General features: G+C 48.1%; 18 protein-coding genes. 15 read left to right on the top strand and 3 right to left on the bottom strand.

Annotated features, from left to right (window positions below; translation table 11 throughout):
• The 3 genes from malQ to KTO58_RS03075 all read right to left on the bottom strand — a co-directional run bounded on the left by malQ (nucleotide 1) and on the right by KTO58_RS03075 (nucleotide 3607).
• Entirely contained in the window at nucleotides 1-1515 is a 1515-nt protein-coding gene (malQ, locus tag KTO58_RS03085) for a 4-alpha-glucanotransferase (protein WP_095840795.1), read from the bottom strand.
• On the bottom strand, nucleotides 1512-2009 hold the full coding sequence (locus KTO58_RS03080) for a hypothetical protein (protein WP_095840796.1): 498 nt from the start codon (nucleotides 2007-2009) through the stop codon (nucleotides 1512-1514). Before KTO58_RS03080 ends, malQ begins: the two co-directional genes overlap by 4 nt.
• Nucleotides 2010-2164: 155 nt before the next feature.
• Nucleotides 2165-3607 carry an MmgE/PrpD family protein gene (locus KTO58_RS03075; RefSeq protein ID WP_095840797.1) on the bottom strand — a complete coding sequence of 481 codons (1443 nt, stop codon included), beginning with the start codon at nucleotides 3605-3607 and terminating at the stop codon, nucleotides 2165-2167.
• Nucleotides 3608-3904: 297 nt separating this feature from the next.
• On the opposite strand from KTO58_RS03075, the gene KTO58_RS03070 reads away from it, so the two are divergent.
• The 15 genes from KTO58_RS03070 (at nucleotide 3905) to KTO58_RS03000 (ending at nucleotide 19647) form a co-directional block, all read left to right on the top strand.
• A complete protein-coding gene (locus KTO58_RS03070; RefSeq protein WP_157753223.1) occupies nucleotides 3905-4285 on the top strand; it encodes a hypothetical protein in 381 nt (126 codons plus the stop codon).
• Nucleotides 4286-4624: 339 nt separating this feature from the next.
• Complete coding sequence (locus tag KTO58_RS03065) at nucleotides 4625-5668, top strand: sensor histidine kinase (protein ID WP_225860030.1); 1044 nt, start codon at nucleotides 4625-4627, stop codon at nucleotides 5666-5668.
• A 48-nt stretch (nucleotides 5669-5716) separates the two neighbouring features.
• A complete protein-coding gene (locus KTO58_RS03060) occupies nucleotides 5717-6418 on the top strand; it encodes a LytR/AlgR family response regulator transcription factor (RefSeq protein ID WP_095840800.1) in 702 nt (233 codons plus the stop codon).
• A 98-nt stretch (nucleotides 6419-6516) separates the two neighbouring features.
• The gene (locus tag KTO58_RS03055; protein WP_095840801.1) at nucleotides 6517-7230 is read left to right on the top strand and encodes a peptidase associated/transthyretin-like domain-containing protein; all 714 of its coding nucleotides are present in this window, start codon (nucleotides 6517-6519) and stop codon (nucleotides 7228-7230) included.
• Nucleotides 7231-7332: 102 nt separating this feature from the next.
• Entirely contained in the window at nucleotides 7333-7857 is a 525-nt protein-coding gene (locus tag KTO58_RS03050) for a hypothetical protein (protein ID WP_095840802.1), read from the top strand.
• A 598-nt stretch (nucleotides 7858-8455) separates the two neighbouring features.
• On the top strand, nucleotides 8456-9715 hold the full coding sequence (locus KTO58_RS03045) for an acyltransferase family protein (protein WP_095840803.1): 1260 nt from the start codon (nucleotides 8456-8458) through the stop codon (nucleotides 9713-9715).
• Nucleotides 9716-9823: 108 nt separating this feature from the next.
• A complete protein-coding gene (locus KTO58_RS03040) occupies nucleotides 9824-10588 on the top strand; it encodes a polysaccharide biosynthesis/export family protein (RefSeq protein WP_095840804.1) in 765 nt (254 codons plus the stop codon).
• A gap of 12 nt (nucleotides 10589-10600) precedes the next feature.
• The gene (locus tag KTO58_RS03035; RefSeq protein WP_095840805.1) at nucleotides 10601-12964 is read left to right on the top strand and encodes a GumC family protein; all 2364 of its coding nucleotides are present in this window, start codon (nucleotides 10601-10603) and stop codon (nucleotides 12962-12964) included.
• Nucleotides 12957-14306: a flippase gene (locus KTO58_RS03030; protein WP_095840806.1), complete on the top strand. Its 1350-nt coding sequence runs from the start codon at nucleotides 12957-12959 to the stop codon at nucleotides 14304-14306. Before KTO58_RS03035 ends, KTO58_RS03030 begins: the two co-directional genes overlap by 8 nt.
• Nucleotides 14303-15010 carry an FkbM family methyltransferase gene (locus tag KTO58_RS03025; protein WP_095840807.1) on the top strand — a complete coding sequence of 236 codons (708 nt, stop codon included), beginning with the start codon at nucleotides 14303-14305 and terminating at the stop codon, nucleotides 15008-15010. The genes KTO58_RS03030 and KTO58_RS03025 overlap by 4 nt, the downstream gene beginning before the upstream one ends.
• Nucleotides 15003-15644, top strand: coding sequence for a class I SAM-dependent methyltransferase (locus tag KTO58_RS03020; protein WP_095841732.1), 642 nt, complete (start codon nucleotides 15003-15005; stop codon nucleotides 15642-15644). Before KTO58_RS03025 ends, KTO58_RS03020 begins: the two co-directional genes overlap by 8 nt.
• Complete coding sequence (locus tag KTO58_RS03015) at nucleotides 15644-16549, top strand: nucleotide-diphospho-sugar transferase (RefSeq protein WP_095840808.1); 906 nt, start codon at nucleotides 15644-15646, stop codon at nucleotides 16547-16549. The genes KTO58_RS03020 and KTO58_RS03015 overlap by 1 nt, the downstream gene beginning before the upstream one ends.
• 11 nt (nucleotides 16550-16560) lie before the next feature.
• A complete protein-coding gene (locus tag KTO58_RS03010; protein ID WP_095840809.1) occupies nucleotides 16561-17343 on the top strand; it encodes a class I SAM-dependent methyltransferase in 783 nt (260 codons plus the stop codon).
• Between the two features lie 13 nt (nucleotides 17344-17356).
• Nucleotides 17357-18778, top strand: coding sequence for a hypothetical protein (locus KTO58_RS03005; RefSeq protein ID WP_095840810.1), 1422 nt, complete (start codon nucleotides 17357-17359; stop codon nucleotides 18776-18778).
• Complete coding sequence (locus KTO58_RS03000; protein ID WP_095840811.1) at nucleotides 18775-19647, top strand: FkbM family methyltransferase; 873 nt, start codon at nucleotides 18775-18777, stop codon at nucleotides 19645-19647. Before KTO58_RS03005 ends, KTO58_RS03000 begins: the two co-directional genes overlap by 4 nt.
• Nucleotides 19648-19653 lie beyond the last annotated feature (6 nt).

The raw sequence follows: 19653 nt of genomic DNA, 5'->3' as shown, positions 1-19653 counted from the left end.
TCAGCGTTGCTTGCGGTCATACAGCAGCACCCAGTATTTAAGCCGGGAGATGACTGCTTCGGTGAGTTGTTCGGGTAGGAGCCGCCAGGTCCAGTTGCCCGTCGCTTTGGCGGGTATGTTCATGCGGGCATCCTCTGCCAGCCCCAGTACATCCTGTATGGGCAGTATGACTGTCTGCGCCACGGAGGCATAGGCCATGCGTCCCAGTACCAGGTGAACGGACTTCTCGAATACTCTTTTGCCGATATATTGGGTCAGGCGCATGCGGTCGGTCTTAGCGGTATCCTGCAGGAACCATCCGCGGGTGGTATTATTATCATGCGTACCGGTGTAGACGACGGCGTTAGCCCGGTGATGATGGGGAATATGTGTGGAAGTGGCCATGTCTTTGCCGAAGGCGAACTGTAATACGTGCATGCCCGGCAGCTGGTACCGGTCGCGCAGCTGGTATACTTCGGCATCTATTTCGCCCAGGTCTTCGGCAATAAAAGGTAGGGTACCCAGGTGCTGCTGCCAGGCTTCGAAAAGGGCGGCTCCCGGCCCCGGCTGCCACCGGCCGTTGACGGCGCTGGTATCTTTGCCCGGTATTTCCCAATAGGCAGAAAAGGCGCGGAAATGATCCAGGCGCATGCTATCGTACCATTCCAGGCAGCGCCGTATACGGGATATCCACCATTTATACTGCTGGGCTTTCATGGCATCCCAGTCATAGACCGGCATTCCCCAATGTTGCCCTTCGGCATTGAAATAGTCCGGCGGTACCCCCGCTACTCCTTTCAGCTTCCCCTGCGCATCTACTTTGAACAATGATTGGGCGGCCCAGACGTCGGCCGAATGGTACCCTGGATAAAAGGGGATATCTCCGATCAGGTGGACCCCCAGCTTCCGGGCATCTTTTCTCAGCTGCCGCCATTGGTAATCGAATATGAACTGCTCCCAACGCAGGCGGTCTGCTTCTTGCCGGTGCGCCGTCAGCACGCGACTGAACAACTGCGGCACAGGAGTACGATCTGCGGAAGGCCACTGGTGCCAGGGCAATCCTTTATGCTGCTGTTGCAACAGCATGAAACATGTGTAGGCTTCCAGCCAGTACTGCTGTTTCTGCAGATAAACATCGTACTCTTTTTTCAGCTGTGGGAATGATCCGGTGGTAAAATGTTGATAGGCTTCGCGCAGTAAGGCATTTTTTATGGTAACGGCGGTACTGAAGTCTGCTTGTGCCTGTACAGGCAGGTAGTAGGCTGGCAGTTGCCCGGCGTCCAGCAGGCCCTCTTCGGCCAGCATCTCAGGGCTTATCAGCAAGGTATTACCTGCCATTACGGAAACCGGGCTATAAGGAGAATAACCCGCTGTAGCGATCACAGGATGGATGGGTAACAGCTGCCAGTAGCGCTGGTGGCTTTTGTGAAGGAAGCGCAGGAAAGTACGGGCAGCAGGCCCTACATCGCCTACCCCGAAAGGGGAAGGCAACGAGGTGACATGCATTAATATACCTGCGTTTCGCGCAATGCTCATTGGCCCTGGCTATAGTGATTATTTTCTTCGTCTTCTTCTCCGATATCTTCCTGATCGTCGTCCAGTTCGCTTCCCGGTACATCCAGGTCAGCGCCGCTCCACTCGGTGCCGCCGACTTTTTCGTTCAGCGGGTCGCCATCTTCATCGGTATCATCCAGGGCGGCATCGCGTAAGGCGATGGCATCTTCGTCGCCCGGGGTCGTGTTGGCGCTTTCATCCAGTCTTTCCCTCTCTTCCCGGGTAACGTCAGATTCATTCTCTATTTCTTCGTCTTCGTCTTCGCTGTTCAGGTCGTCCAGTAATCCTTTGCCCTCTTCATCATCGGAAGAGGCGGTGATGTCGGCTAATTCTCCCATGGGGGCCGGTTTGATATGTTCCTGCCCGGGGATATCCTTTACTTCGGGCAATTCTATATTTATTACTTCGTTGTCTTTTTGTGCACCGGTGGTCTTACCGGGCGTGGGTGTTTTATGGGAAGGGTTATTCTGTTGCATAATATTCCTTTTTAACCAAACTGTTAAAATACTATGCCATTCCATCGTTGAGCTATTTATGGCACCGGGAGGCCGGTTTTACGCTTGATCAATTTACGCAGGAATAGCATAGGCTGCTACACAATTGGACAAATTGTAGAGAGTTAGACCCATCATTACGATGCGGATAGTTTGGCGGGTACCTGGCAGAGGAGCTTCACCAGGTCGGCTGCCTTCTGGTGATCGAATGTTGAGATCAGGTCAATGATTTTATCCTGGAGGTCGGTATCGATGGCTGATATGGTCAGTTGTCTAAACTTGGACACTACCTGCTCCCAGGAGAGGGGACGCGTATGAAACCCTGTAAAGTCGTCTTTTTTGTGGTGCCATATACGGCCATCGTCCAAGGTGATTTTCACTTTCGCCTCTAGTTTTTCCGGGTAGGCTATGGTATAAGGGTCTATTTTCTCCGCCAGCTTACGCGGTGTCTTTAAAGGTAATACAGTATCCACTTCAACTTTTTGCAACAGTGCCTGGACATCGGCGCTACGAATGCGTTCCGGCATGAGTTGTTCCGGCATGACCTGGCCATCAAGCCAGGCTACGGCGAGCAGGTAGGGGAGGCTATGATCTGCCTGTTCTTTTGTAGCGACGTGTTTGCGATCTCCGTATTTTCCGCCTCCGGTGATATGATAAGCGGTTAAAAAGGTGGTGAGGGAAATACCAGCGACTTGTTGGCGTTCTTCCGCATTCAGCTGGCTACGTAATTCCAGTAAGGCTTCTATAGCTGACTGTGTGTGCACTTCTGCGTTATAGCTCTTCAATATACAACGTGGAATGCGTGATAAATCCCTCTTTTCATTTTTGAATGCGGCCTTCATATCAAACTCTTCCTCAAATCCCATAGGTCCTTCAAAGTAGGCAAGTGGGCCTGTCACGCCATTTCTGGCCAGCAGTACGATCTGCATACAACCTAATGCTACCAATGAAGAGGCATATCCTTTCCACTCGTAGGTATAGGAGGCCCTGCTGGTAACGGTGGTATTGAAGGTGCTGGCAGCTATACCGATGGCATGGGCCCCTTGTTCTTCTGTCAGCGATAACAATGGCGACAATGCTGCGGTAATGGAGCAAGCCAGTAAAGCGGTATGATCTATTCCTTTTGCCATTACCGGCATTTGTTCGATCAGTGTGCATTGTATCTGATAAGCGGTGGCCATGCTGATCAGCACTTCGCGGCCACCGGCATTGATCCATTGTGCGGCGGCCAATATGGCGCCTATATTATCGCTGGGATGACAAGTAGCATCTTTTCCGATGAAGTTGTCCATAAAATCCGGGTAGCGGTTAAGTAAAGTGAACACCTGTGCTGCCCTATCGACGCCTGTAGTACCAATAACAGGTACCGGGCACACCCCTTCCGGCTGTAACTGTTGTACCTGTTTCAGCAATTTATGCACTGTTGGCTGGCCGGTAGCCCAGATCATAGAAGCAACACTATCCAGTAAGTGCCGTTTCAGTTGCATGACTGTTGCTTCCTCCAGGTGTTCGTATGAAGTCTGAGCAGCGAACTGCATAATCTTATGTGTAATGTGTTCGGTTATATTTTGCTTTTTCATATGAGAGGATATGGTTTAGTTTCTCCTCTTCAATACTTATGCCTGCGATAAATGCGCACCAGCGTACTTAACAATTACGTCAGGCGAAGGATGCCCAGCTGAATTTCGAAAGCGGTTCGTGGCACCTATGGATGTCGTTCATTTCACGGCGGAAAAGGGCTGTAAGGCCGTTGCGTTAAACACGCTGGATAAGTTTAAACCGGAGGATGATTTTGCGGCATAGCCTGTATAAGGTAAATAATTGCTGGTAAAACGGAAAACGCGTATTATGTGTATGAACCAGCATTCATTTCCGCTATGAAAAAGTACGTTTTACTGCCACTTTCCTGCCTGCTGCTACCCATGTTATTGTCTGCCCAACAAAAAGTAACACGTTTTTGTGAACTGACGCTGGAAGGCGCCGGTGTCAATACAAAAGTTGTTGCCAAATTGAATTTCGGGGAAGCACGCAAGTTGATAGACCGTAAGGGTTTGATTAAGGATTCGTCTGGTAAAACGGTCCGTTTTGCTGCACCTGTAGAGGTACTCAACTTTATGAGCGATAAGGGCTGGCAACTGGTGACATCCATTGCCGATCCGAAGGAGGCCATAATTATCTTTTACTTTAAAAAAGAGATGGATGCATCGGACCTGCCGAACTATAATCCTGAAAAAGAGTTTGAGGAGATCTTACATTAATAAAAAGGAAGCGGTCTGATGATCGCTTCCTTTTTATTTTATTTTTTTATGGCCGGTTTATTTGTTTGGCTGGCCACGGGGTGATGTGAGTGTGCTGATTTTAATTTTGTTAGGCCAGTAGGTGCTATTCTTTATCTGATCTGTCCGGATATTCCAATTGCACTTACAGGCGGCCATACGTATCATCTACAGGGAGATGGAACGGTTTTTCATTTGATACGGGATTGGGTGTTGTACGACGAATATCGGGAAAACGGCTTACATTTAACTGGTCGGTACATTTAGCGGATTCATCGACACCATGTAACAACCAACTTGGCAGCCGTTATTAATTTGTATATGTTCTCCCGGAAAGCCCCTTATGTGAGTATTCACATTGTATGCTGGATACTTTTTATGATATTTCCACTGTTGTTCATGCATAATGGTGATGGTTACCGGGCATTGTTAGCTCCGATGCGGCATTACAGCTATTGGCTTTTCTGTGTGTGTTACATCAGCATTTTTTATTTCAACAGGTATTGGCTGATCCCACGATTTTTTTTACCAGGGCGGTATGTGCATTATGCGATCGTCAGTGTGTTACTGTGTGCGGGAGTGTATGTATTACAGCCTTTTGACCGTTTACTACAGCAGAAGTGGGCGACGCCGCCGCCCAGTATCGTAGCATTAAAGTGGGTCTATACGCCGCCGGTGATCGATATTACGAGTCTGTTCATTTTCTTTATGATCATGGCGTTGGGAACGGCGATCACGACTACGCGGCGGTGGCAGCAGACGGAGCGTCGGGCGATCAAGGCGGAAGGGGAAAAGATAAAGGCGGAATTATCTTTTTTGAAGGCGCAGGTGCATCCGCATTTCCTGTTCAATACACTTAACAACATCTATACGCTGGCGCTGACGCGTAACAATAATACAGCGGATAGTATTCTGAAGTTATCGAACATCATGCGTTATATTACGGACGAGGTCTGCGAGGATTATGTGCCTTTGGAGCAGGAGGAGGCCTGTATCCGGAATTATATTGCCTTACAGCAGTTGCGTTTGCGGCCTGACCAGGTAGATTACGAGGTATCCGGCGATCTTAGTATGCAGGAGATCAGCCCACTGATATTGATGACGTTTGTGGAGAATGTATTCAAGTATGGTATCAGTAAACATGCGCCCTCTCCTATTCGGATACGCCTGAATGCTTTTCCGCAGCGGATCACCTTTTTCTGTCAGAACCGTATTTACCCGATGCGTCGTGATACGCATAGCAGTGGTGTAGGTATTGCCAATACCCGTCAACGTTTGGATTTGTTATACCCTGGCCGACATATACTGGATATCAATACAGACTATGAGTTATATACCGTACGACTGACCCTGTTTTTGGACTAGCCTGTGCTGGCAGATTTCCATCTAATGTTATTATCTTGATACCCTGTTATGAAAATAAGAGCCATAGCTATCGATGATGAACCCCTTGCGCTGGAGCTGCTCCGCGGTTATACGGCGCAGTTCCCTGCGTTGCAGTTGCTGCAGACATTTGACGATGCATTGTCCGGTGCGGAATTTCTTCGCCGTACGCCGGTGGACCTGTTATTTATTGACATTAACATGCCTGACATTACGGGTCTGGACCTGGTGCGGTCGTTACCGGAACGGCCTATGATCATTTTCACCACTGCGCATAAGCGTTTTGCTTACGAGGGATTTGAGCTGGATGCACTTGATTATTTGCTGAAGCCTATCAGTATGGAGCGTTTTGCGCGCACGATACATAAGACGATCGGGCTGTACCGCTACAAACATATGCCGGTGCCAGCGGAGGAGCCTGCTTCTTTATTCGTGTATGCGGAGTATAAGCTGGTGCGGATACTGCTGGATGATATTGAGTATATTGAAAGTCTGGAAGACTATATCCGTATCCATCTCCGTAATGCCCGGCCGGTGTTGACACTGATGCCATTGAAGAAGGTATTGGAAAAGCTGCCGGCGGATCGTTTCCGGCGTATACACCGCAGTTATATTGTAGCGGTGCGGTGTATCTGTACGATCGCGCAGCGGAAAGTTTGTTTGTTCTCTGGCGCTTCTTTACCCGTGAGTGATACTTATGCTGATTTTATACGTGAATGGAGCGGGAAATAAATGATCCGTTCTAATCGGCACATCTGCATTCTTTACCGACACTTATTTGATAAAAGTTGTGTGATAGCTGAACTTTAAGCTAAACAACTTTTACTCTTATGGAAAGAAAAAATTTTCTCAGATCGTTGGCTGTAACGGCCATATCTGCCCCGGTATTACTGGAGGCCTGTAAGAAAGGTTCGTCTGATGCGGATGTGCTGGCGGAAAGCGGGGCATCTACAGAAAGGGCCTGTGTGATCACCGACACGGACATGGACGGTCCTTATCCACTTTACAACAGCCGTGGTTCTGCTATTAACCGGGTGGATATTACGGACGGCAAACCCGGTGTTCCGTTAAACATCAACATTACGGTACAGAGTGTGAGCCGCGGATGTGCTGCGGTAACGAATGCGCGTGTGGACATCTGGCACTGTGACAAAGACGGTTATTATTCCGGCTATGTCAATGATGGCTACCTGGGTGTTCAGAACAACATCGGCCGTTTGTTCGGTCGTGGTTTGCAGTATACCAACAGTGCGGGTCAGGTGAATTTTAAGACGATTTATCCCGGTTGGTATCCTGGTCGTTGTACGCATCTGCATGCACAGATATTTATCGGTACTACCTTGTATCTGACTACACAGATTGCTTTCCCGGATGCGGTTAATGCGGCGGTATATAGGACGCCCTTGTATGCGGCACATGGGCAGAGTCCGACGACCAATTACCTGGACGGCATTATCCGTGACTCTCTGGCTACGGAGCTGGCTACGGTAACATCTAATGGCGCCGGAGGTTACAACCTGGTACATACGATCCGGATCAGGTAGTGTATTGTTTAGGCCATTCTATGATTATCCTTTTTATTTGACGACTAACGATCTCATCACCGGAGACGCATACCAAAGCGATCCACGTTTTCATCATTTATTATGCAGCCAGCTCAGATCACGTTATCCTACAAGCAGGTGATCGATGCCCATTCTACCGGGGAATTTGAAACCAAAGTCTTTGAAGATTCTTACATAGAGTTCCTCATGCAGTCTCAGGCATACAACCTGGAAAAACAATACCGGACTTTCAGCGAGCTGAAGGTGCAGGTACCAAAATCTAATTCACTACATTATAAGGTAGGTTTCGCCATTGGATTATTTGTGCAGGAATTGGGCCATCGCATTCCGGGTGTTACGGATGTGTTGGGTAGTATGTCGTTACCATTTGCCTCGTATTTATTTGAGATTATAGACTCTGATATTATTGACCGGGAGCAGCACCGGGTGTCTATTACATATACTACGCCGGAGTATACACTGCTGGGGTTGGTAGGAGACCGGTTATTGCTGTTATCTCCGGAGCAGCAGGAGCCGGATCTGTTACCTGCGACGTTTATGCTTTCTTTACCCCCGCAGATGATCATCAGCAGTTACAAGGCATTACAATTACAGCCACAGTTATAGCGAAGGCTGTGGTATTTTGAGGATACTGATTCCGGTTCCTGTTCATTACCTGTGTACGGCCAGTTCAGCTGTCAGTCATTGTCTTTCCCTGCTGTTGAGGCAGTATTACATACCGGGGACTGGGAGGAGGCAATTGGCTGGCGGCGCTGGGTGGCGCAGTAAATTATTAATCATACACTTTTAACTCAAGTTCTCTTTCACCAAGGCACGGGTAAAGCAGGCTGAGCTGGGGCTCTCTAACATCGGGGGCCCTTTTTTGTTTTTACGCCACTCTATTCATTCTGTTCATAACCTCCCTTGTGTTCATTTTGTTCATTGCCCACCCACACTCTTTTTCGAACTCCTTTTTGCTTTAAATTAGAATTAAAATATAAGTTAAGTATACCCCATATAGATGATGATGATATTGTGGTCGTATTTATTGAAGCATCTCTTTATTGCCCCGTGTAAGGACGGGATTTGTTCCGTTTCCAGTTGTCATTTGATGTGCAGGTGATGTGCGTGTGTCTTTTCCTGACAAAACATTCAGCAGACCTGATCCATTTTATAATAGCAACCATTCATTCCTTGATCGTTATTGTCGTTTGAAAATTGTTCCATGGCTCCATCAATTAAAAGGCCCAAACATTTTTACAGTCTGGATATTATCAGAGGCGTATCGGCTTTATTCATAGTAATACATCACTGGCAGCATTTTTACTTTACCGGCGACCGGGTGATGCCTGTTCCATTTGACCGTACGCAGTTGCCATTGTATTCTGTGTTTGCGTTGGCATATACTAATGGGTTCTTATTGCTGGATATGTTCTTTTTACTGTCTGGTTTTGTTTTTTTCTGGTTGTATGCGGATCGTATAGCCGTTGGCCATACGACGGGGCGGTCCTTTTTCGGTTATCGTTTCAGTCGTTTATACCCGGTGCATGTAGTGACGTTGTTGGTGGTAGCATGGTTACAGTACCGGATGTTAAAAAGCAGCGGGCATTATTTCATTTACCAGTTTAACGACACGTATCATTTTCTGCTGAACCTGTTCCTGGTGAATAGCTGGGGATTTGAGCGGGGTCCCTCTTTTAATGGTCCTATCTGGAGTGTGTCGGTGGAGGTATTGTTATACATCGTGTTCTTCCTGCTTTGCCGGAAGCGATTGCACAAGACGGGGATATTACTGGGGTTGGTGATATTGGGGGTATTCATACAATATTTCTATTCGAACCTGGGGCAGGGTTTCTTTTCCTTTTTCCTGGGAGGTATTATTTACTACGTGTATCTGTGGGTGTTGCGGATGAAGGGTTCAGCGCGGGTGATGCGTGGCATTATGCTGTCGGTGGCGGTATTGTGGGTATTGATGTTGGGTGAATATTATTTCTCTTTTTTGCGTGAGGGGTGGGGATATCTGTGGGCTCATATGGTGCCGACGCAAAGTCCGGCATTTACGGACCGTTTGTTTGACCTGGGGCGGAACACTTTTTTCCGTTCGATCGCCTCTCCGCTGACGGTGTTGGGGTTTGCGCTCTGGGAGACGATACGCGGGTTTAAAGGTGGTAAATATGCTTTTATCGGTAATTATAGTTATGCGTGTTATCTGCTTCATTTTCCGTTACAGATCATTTTTGTGCTTACTATAGATGCTTTAGGGGTGGGGCGGTCGGTATTGCATTCCCCTTATGCATTGCTTTTACATCTGGCGATCATTGTGCCAATAAGTTTGGCTGTCTATTATTATTTCGAGCTACCTGTGCAACAATTCTTCAGGCATAAGCTACTTGGGGAGGGTAGTCGTCCTATCAGGCTGGCGGACCCTCATGTGATTGCGCCAAAAGTTGGAGTACCTTCTGAAGAGCAGCAACAACGGATATAAGGATCGGCCAACATGAAGAGATCAAACGTCTCATACCGGCTAACCCAAGGCTTCCGGGCCGACCGTTACTGTTTCAGAACTGAGAAAACTGGCTTCTAAACTTAATGTATGTTCAAATTACGTCATCATTTCTTACCCGTGCTAATCTTATTGTTTTTTACTGCCTGCAGCAGTACCAGGAAGATCACCTATTTCAATGATATTGTCCGTCAGTCGGGCGAGGACACGGTCCATGGGGTTCCGCAGCTGACGATACAACCTGGTGATATTCTGCAGATCACCATTACGACGATAGATAAGGATGTATCGATGATGTTCAACCCGGTGGCTTCTTATGCGGCGGCTCAGCCGGGTAGTAGTATAGAGCAGGGTTACCTGGTGGATTATGATGGTAATATTGAATTGCCGGTGGCGGGCAAGATACATGTAAAGGGGATGACGACGTCGGCGATCAATGCGACGGTGGCCAAGGAGCTGGACAAAACGATCCGGAATGCGTATGTATCGACGCGGCTGGTGAACTTCAGGGTCTCGGTATTGGGTGATGTTGCTAAACCGGGGTCTTACAAGATATCATCGGAGCGGGCATCGATATTGGATGCGCTCAGTCTGGCCGGGGATATGAACGTGACGGCCAGGCGTAACGATATTATGATCATCCGGGAGATCAACGGTGCCAAACATTATACGTCGCTGGATCTTAATGATAGTAAGTCGCTATCTTCTCCATATTACTACCTGCGCAATAACGATGTGGTATATGTTAAACCCGGTCCCAACCGGCAGTTTAACAATTCGAAGATCATCCAGTTATTGCCGGCGATCATAGGAGGGTTATCGATGATCACGACGCTTATTATTGTTACCAAATGACCTGTTTACGTTATGCAGCAGAATAAATATTCCGGATACAAAGGAAACGCTATTGATCTTGCTGATCTGTTCAGGAAGATCGCTTTTCACTGGCCATTGTACTTGGTCATGATCCTGATTGGCGTGGCAGGTGCATTTATTTACCTCAAATATGCCAAGCCGCGATATGCGTCTACGGCCAAACTTTATCTGAAGGATGAGGAGAAGGGTGGCGATGAGCTGGATGCATTAAAATCGTTGTCGATCATCAACTCCGGTAAAAACATCGAGAATGAGATGGAGATGTTGAAGTCGCCGATACTGGTAGAGCAGGTCATCAAGGACAATGCTTTCAATATCCGGTATTTCCAGAAGGGGACGGTACGGAATACGGAGTTGTATAATACCAGTCCCATCCTGTTAAGGAAGTTGGGTGTGGTACGCCGGCAGGGCAATTATTCTTTTGACGTCACTACGGGGGCGGATAAACTGGATGTGAAGTTCACGGATGAAGATAAGGAGAGCAGCAGTAATTTCATTGTTGCACCTGATCAGCCGTTCCGGATAGGTGCGGATAGTTTTGCGATCAGTTATAAAAACAAAGAGGCTGATGCGGGGCGCCGGGACTACCGGATTGCGGTAGACTCTGTGGCGGAGATGGCGTATGACAAGATAGAGGATATCAGTACGATGCTGGTGAATAAGGATGCGACGGTGGTATTGGTTAACTACCAGGACCGTGTGGCGGCGAGGTCTGCGGACTTCATCAATGCGTTGCTGGAGGCCTACAATGAATTCACCTTAAGTGATAAGAACCGGGTATCGTTAAAGACGATGCGGTTCCTGGAGGGGCGGATCGATTCCTTACGGGACGAGCTGGGGTTATTGGAGCGACAAGAGGAAACTTTTAAGGTAAAGCGAGGTATAACGGATATAGAGGCTAGTTCGAAGCTGGCGTTGGAGCAGGTGAAGGATGCAGACATACGGCTTAATGATGCCAACATGCAGCTTTCTGTTTACGATGAAGTGGAAAACTATATCAATGATCCGACAGGGCGTTATCCTTTTGCGCCGGTGTTGGGTAGTGTAGACCCATCGCTTACGGCGATGATCAACCGGTATGAGGAGTTGCAGAAGGAGCGGAAACGTTTATCGCTGTCGTTGCAGCCATCCAGTGTGATCGTTCAGAACCTGGATACACAGATATCGGATGCCCGTAGTACGGTGAGAGATTATATTGCCGGCTACCGGCGTAATGCGAATGTAGCCCAAAAGAAAATGCAGGCGAAGGTGAATGAGATACAAGGTCGTATTGCCAATATTCCGTCTTATGAGCGGCAGTATATTAACCTAAAGCGGCAGCAAGGTGTAAAGGAGAACCTTTACCTGTACCTGTTAAAGAAAAAAGAGGAGGCTTCGGTGGCTTATGCCAGCAACGTGGTGGACAACAAGGTGATCGCTCCTGCCTTTATTCCTAACAAGCCGATAAGTCCTAAAAAGACGCTGGTGTTCATTGCATTTATTGCCGGCGCTTTGCTGCTGACCACTTTATACGTATACATCAAATACTTCCTTAATACCCGGATACTGAGTAAGAAAGAGATAGAGCAAGCGTTTGAATATCCTGTGATTGCTGAGATCTATCAGCAGGACGAGGATGGCAGCAAACGTATACTGCTACCTAACCGGCCTATCCTGGTAGAGCAGATACTGAATCTGCGTACGAACCTTAAGTTCCTGCTGAGTGAGCATGCGACGGCACCTACTTCCATTCTTTTTACTTCCAGTATTTCCGGCGAGGGTAAAACATTTCTGACGGCACACCTGGGGCACGCGTTGACGGCCAACAATAAAAAGGTGGTGTTGATGGAGCTGGATCTTCGCAAGCCTAAGTTATCCAACTTCCTGGGATTGGATAACAGTGTGGGCATTACCAATTACCTTGTTGAGAATAAGTCGGTAGATGATATTATCAAAAAGGTGCCAGGTGCTGACGGTTTATACTTGGTATCGTCGGGACCTATTCCGCCCAATCCGGTGGAGTTGATAGAGGGTAATAATATGCGGCTTTTGCTGGCGGAGTTGCGGGAGCGCTTTGACTATCTGCTGATCGATACGGCTCCTATCGGTATTGTGTCGGATGCAAAGAGCCTGTCGCCCTATATTGACTGCACCTTGTTTGTGGTACGTTATGATTTCACTTTAAAATCCAAGTTGGCATCTGTTGCGGAGAACATCAAAGAAGGTGTATTTAAGAAGACGGGGGTGATCTTTAACGGGATTGACCAGGATACTTTTTATCCCTATTACTACTACGATCAGTATACATATATGAATGATAAGCCGAAGGTGAAGTGGCCTGCATTATTAAAAAAAATAAGGCATAGGATTGTTTAAGGTATTTGCAAATAGCGGTTGGTTGTTTATCGACAAGTTTGCCAGGTTAGCGATCGGGCTGGTGATCATGGCGATGATAGCCAGGCATATTGGTCCGGAGGCGTTTGGCATATGGAGTTATGCGATTGCGTTGACGACTATCGGGGGAGGTATTGCTGTGTTGGGGTTGGATAAGTTGCTGGTGAAGGAGTTGGTATCTCATCCGGAGCGGCGGGATACGTTGATGGCGACGGCCTTGTTATTGCGGTTGGCGACGGGGTCGGTGATATGTGTGTTGTGTGTGGGTATGGTGATGTTGTATCGCGGGCAGCCGTCGTTGTACGTGTATTGTACATTGATTGGGGGGTTGAATGTGATCATGCAGTCGTTTGATGTATTTGATTATTACTATCAATCGCAGCATGCGTTGCAGCAGGTGATCTTACCGAAGGTGGGGGTGTTCCTGGTTTTTTGTCTGATCAAGTGGATCTATATTTTGCTGGATGCGCCGTTACTGACATTTGTATGGTGTTCGTTTGCCGAGTTGGTGATGATGTATGCTATTATATATGCGGTGTATTGGCGGCGTTACGGGCTGCCTTTGTGGAAGGCGTTCCGATTGGCGGAGGCGCGTTATTTGTTAGGGCAAAGCTGGCCATTGTTATTTGCCAGTCTGTTGATCCTGTTGTATATGAAGTCGGATCAGTTGTTACTGGATACATTGGGGACGCCGGTGGTGTTGGGGGAATATGCGGCGGCGGCGAGGATATCTGAGATATGGTATGCGATACCGGTGGTGATCGCGACGGCGATGTTGCCGGGTTTGATCGCGCAGCGGGAACGGGATGTGCAGCGATATGAGCAGTCGGTGCGTCGGTGGATGCGGCTTTCGTGGTGGTGTAGTTTTGGGGTGGCCTTGTTGGTGACGTTGATTGCCCGGCCGTTGATACAATTATTATATGGCATTCAATATCCTCAATCGGCGTTGATATTGTCTATACATATATGGGCTAATATACCGGTATTTCTGGCTACGGCTATTATGCAGTGCCAGGTAGCGGAGGGAGCGTATAAGCTGAACCTGTATGCGACATTTACTGGTTTGCTGGTCAATGTGGCGATCAATATCTGGTTGATACCGGTGATGGCGGGCGTAGGCGCGGCGATCGGTACGTTGGTATCGTATGTAGCGGTATGTACGACGTTGATCGTGATGGACAGCGGTGCGCGGGCGCGGTTGTTATCCTGGCAATTGCTGGCGCCGCAGCAGTTAGCGGCTGATTGCAAGCTATTGGCGGCTTCTCTGCGGGTATTTGCCGGGCGTTATTTATCCCTATCCGGTAAAAAAACATTGGCTGAATGAATCAGATGAGAAAAATCGTTGGCCGCCTTGGGGCGGCGTTATTTCCCCAGCTCAGGTATCGGGTGCCTGCTTATAGTTCGGAGGGGGAGGATCTGATATTGCAGCGGATCTTTGGTACGAAGACGCACGGGGTGTATGTGGATGTGGGTGCGCATCATCCCTTCAGGGTGTCGAACACTTACCTGATGTATAAGCGGAACTGGCGGGGGATCAATATAGATCCTATGCCGGGGAGTCAGGCATTGTTCAACCGTTACCGTCCGCAGGATATCAATCTGGAGATGGGGGTATCGGCTACGCGGCAGCAGTTGACGTATTTCATTTTCAATGAGCCGGCGCTGAATACTTTTTCTCCGGAGAAGGTGGAGGAGTATACGGCGGCGCCTCAGTATAAGGTGATCCGGCAGCAGCAGATAGAGACCTGGCCGCTGGCGGATATACTGGACCGGTATCTTACCAGTGGTGGTGAGATCGATTTTCTTTCTATTGATGCGGAGGGGTTGGATATGGAGGTATTACAATCCAATAACTGGGAGAAGTACCGGCCATCGTATGTGTTGGTGGAGTCGCAGCCATTTGAGCTGACGGATATGTATAACAGTGCGTTGTGCCGGTTTATGCAGGAGCATGGGTATGCTGTTTTTGCGAAGACCTATTACACGTATTTTTTCCGGAATATGAAAAGTGAGCATGTTCATGAATAAGTTATATGTACAATATGGGTGCGGGCCATTTTCTGCGCCGGAGGGGTGGAAAAACTTTGACTCCTCTCCTACGCTACGGGTACAGCAATGGCCGCTTATAGGATCGATGTTACGTCGCAGGATGCATGTGGCATTTCCGCGGGAGGTGTTGCTGGGTGATATATTGAAGCAGCTGCCTGGTATCGGGGATAATAGTTGTGACGGGGTTTATTGTTCGCATGTGTTGGAGCATTTGTCTTACGATGACTGTGTGATTGCGGTGCGTAATACGTATCGTATCCTTAAACCCGGTGGCCGATTCCGGTGTGTGGTACCGGATTTGGAAAGTGCGGCCCGTGATTATATGGTGGCGATAGCTAATAATGATATTGCGGCGAATACCAAGTTCCTGGAGGCAACGATGCTGGGTAAGCGTACCCGATTGCGCGGGTGGCGGGGTATTTTGCAGACGACGATCGGTAACCGGGATCATTTGTATATGTGGGACCGGTTGTCTCTTACGGCATTATTGCAGGAGGTGGGTTTCAGCCATGTGCGGCCCTGTTCATTCAATGACAGTACGGATATGATGTTTAGCCGGGTGGAGGATGAAACAAGATTTCAAAATGCGGTAGCGCTGGAGGCGATCAAATAATGTTACAGACACCTATTTTATTATTGGTATTTAACCGTCCGGAGCCTGCATTACAGGTATTGGAGCAGATTAGGATACAGCAGCCGAGGCAGCTGTTTATTGCGGCGGATGGTCCGCGGGTATCGCGTGCTGGGGAGGCGGCCTTGTGTAAACAGACGCGGGAAGCATTGCTGGAGGGGATCGACTGGCCCTGTGAGGTCCGTACCTTGTTTCGCGAGGAGAACCTGGGATGTGGCAGGGCGGTGAGTGGTGCGATCGGGTGGTTTTTTGAGCAGGTAGATGAGGGGATTATACTGGAGGACGATTGTATACCGGATCCGACCTTTTTTCATTACTGTGCTTACCTGTTGGCTTATTACCGGGATCATGAGCAGGTGATGCATATAGGAGGAAGTAATTTTCAGCAGGGGAAGGTACGCGGTGCGGGGTCTTATTATTTTTCGCGGTATAGTCATGTATGGGGTTGGGCGACGTGGCGACGGGCGTGGAAAAACTATGATTATACGCTGGATATTTACCGGGAGGCGCCGTTGACAGATCTTAATCCTTCTTTACGCGGTGCGTTGCGGGCTATTTATCATCAGCGTATAGATACGTGGGACATACAATGGTTTATGTCGGTGTGGTTTTCGGGGGGTTGGGCGATCACGCCTAATGTAAGTCTGATACGTAATGTCGGATATGGTACGGGGGCGACGCATACGAGGCGGGTGCCTGGCTGGTTCAGAAAGATCAGATACGGGTCGTTGCCATTGCTCACGCATCCGGAGGTATTTGCGATAGATGTGGTAGCGGATCATTTTACGGCCAATACTTTATTCAACGATAGCAAGTGGTCGGTAAAGATAAAAGAGATCATCCGTCAGCATGATTTTCTTTATCAGTTGTACCGGCGGATTTCATAAAAAGCCTGATAATGGGAGAAGTTTGTAAAATATGTGGTAGTGAGCCATCGTATATTTTCTCGGGTACTATCCTGGGTAAGTATACGGTCCGTTACTATTCGTGTGCTTGTTGCGGGTTTGTACAAACGGAGCGACCTTACTGGTTGGAAGAGGCTTATCAGCGCTCTATCAATCTGAGCGATACCGGTTTGGTACAGCGGAATATACTGGCATCACGTTCGGCGGCGGTATTATTATTCTTTGTGTATGGTACCCGTAAGAAGTACCTGGATTATGCAGGTGGATATGGGTTATTTACGCGGTTGATGCGTAATTATGGTTTTGATTTTTATAGTCATGACCCTTATACTGACAATTTACTGGCCAGGGGTTTTGAGTATCGTGCTGGTGATGAGATCGAGTTGGTAACGACTTTTGAGAGCTTTGAGCATTTTGAGCATCCTATTGCGGAGATAGAGAAGATCTTGGCTATTTCCAAACACATTTTCTTTTCCACCCATCTTATACCTGATCCTGCCCCTGCTCCGGATCAATGGTGGTACTATGGGTTGGATCATGGGCAGCATATTGCTTTTTATACGAGGAAGACATTGCGTTATATCGCAGACAAGTATGGGTTGCATGTGTATTCCTTACGCGGGTATCATTTACTGACTACTCAGAAGATCAACAAATGGTGGTACCGTTTACTGATAGGCGGTGGCCGTTATGGGTTACATCAGTTAGTTCCGTTGTTTATGAGATCGCGTGTAATGAAGGATATGCAGACATTAAAGGCGGGGCAGCATGCCTGAACAATGACAGATTATGGACAGTACGTATAACTTATTGCTGAGCAATAATCCTTTTGTGGAGGCCTTCCGGGAGCTGATGCCCGTGGTGATCGCCATTGTATTGCTGGTAATGTATTACCGGGGGCGGTTGTCGGCGATGGATACTATCCTGTATGCTTTTGCCACGGAGGCTTATAGTATGGTTATGGTGGGTCCTACTTTCACTTCTACTTTTTTTGTGGGGATGGGATTTTTTGCGGACCAGGTGCACCGGTTGTTCACCGACAGGTTATATATCAAACGTCCTTACCTGTTGTTGCTGATTGTTCCGGCGTTATCGAGCCTGATGGTATTTCTGATCGTGCAGCTTTACAAAGATCCTTTTTATTATCCGCAGGGTAAGTTTTACAATTTCTATTTGCGGCCGGTCTATTTCTATGTGAAGACCTATCTGCCTTTGTTTGCTATCGGGGCAAAGATAGCGGAGGAGATATATGCGTATTCGTTTGAGGATTTCTGTACTACGGTGAAGCGGATTGCGCGTTGGTCTTTTATAATCGCTACGGCGCAGATCATTAGTCAGTTCGTATTCGGGAGTGTGGAGTTGGGGGAGATATTGGGTATGCAGCATCGTTATCTGCAGTATCAGTCCAGGGATATTTTCAACATACGTATACAGGCGCTTTTTTCTGAGCCCAAGATATACAGTGCTTTTCTTTCGTTATGTATCCCATTGTTTTTGCGGGACAGGAACTATAAGCTGGCGGCGGTTGCTTTTGTCATGGGAGTGTTGACGGTATCGCAGACTTTCTGGATTAACCTGCTGGCTGTTGGTATTGTCTTCCTGGTCATACCGCGGATACGGCCTGTACGGTTGAAGATCGTGAGTACTATGGGTATTATCATCCTGATATTTGTCGGGGTGGCGGCGTCGAAGGAATATTTCTTCAAGCAATATGCAGCGAATCAGCACAATATGATGTATCAGCTGGTGTTAAAGCGTTCGGTATACCGGTATGATACGGAGATATGGGGGAAGAATAATATCATTTTAGGGATGCCGTTGCAACGGGATTTGGAGTTGCCGGTGGTGGATTTTATGAAGGACGAGCCCTATTTATTGTTTTCGGGTTATGGTCCGGGGAACAGTACGTTCATTCCTGCTCATTATTTCTTCGGGCAGCTCAATTATGAGTTGCGGTTGGCGGGTGTGGGCGGTAATAATCTGAACATGCGATGGTTTTTCATCCTGGTAGAGTTTGGGGGGCTTGCTTTATTGGTATTCTTTTTTGTGCTGACGCGTACACGGGCGGGGCTTAGTTCGTTTCACGGGAAGTATTTCGCGTTAGTGTGGGTTTGCTTTTTTTTCAGCCAGATAGATCTTTTTCTAATCATTACGGCGGTTATTGGTGGTGTACAGCCGTTGTCGTCACCGGGGTTAAATGAGGAAATATGATACAGCAAAAAGTTAACGCGTTGTTGTTCGGATGCAGGAAACGATTTTCCATGCTTTACTATTATGCGATAAGTCGTAGTGTCAGGCGTCGTACATCTTTGCGGGAGCTCTTATTTCATTTATTCTCTCCGAATATGCATGCGGTGGCGAAGCAGCAGGCGACTATTGTCCGGGAGGACGATAGGTACAGATATTATGAGATAAGGGGATACCGGGATGAGTTCATTTATCCGGCGGGGGCTCCATATTATAGTCTGGCTATGATCCTTAGTGAGTCGAGGCCTCAGCATTGGCATTATTATGAGATACCTCAGACGGCGGTATCGGCGGATGATGTGGTGGTGGATTGTGGTAGTGCGGAAGGTTTTTTCACGTTCCGGCATCAGTATACGGCGGGGAGGATTTTTGCGCTGGAGCCGTTGCCGATGTTTATAGATGCGTTGCACCGTCAGTTCGGGCAAAGTGAGCGGGTGACTATACTACCTGTGGCGGCGGGAGATTCGTGTCATCAGGCCTATATACAGCGGCCTGCTGCGCATACGGCGTTGGATGCTACGGTACGGGCGACGGCGGATGAAGATAGTATTGCTATTGAGGTGGTGACGTTGGATAGTTTGTTTGCCGACAAGGGTATAAAGATCGATTATCTCAAGGCGGATATAGAGGGATATGAGGAGCCGATGATACGAGGTGCGCTGGAGACGATACGGATGAGCAGGCCAAAGATAGCGGTGACTACTTATCATAAGGGGCAGGACTATCGGCGGTTGATCGATATGATCAGGGGTGTGGTGCCGGAGTACAATTATAAGATCAAGGGGATAGATTATTTGTCTGGTAATCCGGTGATGTTACATATGTGGATCTAAACCAGT

It is taken from the genome of Chitinophaga pendula (assembly GCF_020386615.1).
GTDB classification, from domain to species: Bacteria; Bacteroidota; Bacteroidia; order Chitinophagales; family Chitinophagaceae; genus Chitinophaga; species Chitinophaga pendula.
The sequence above is the reverse complement of the archived record's forward strand: the minus strand, read 5'-3'. Positions and strand labels throughout refer to the sequence as shown.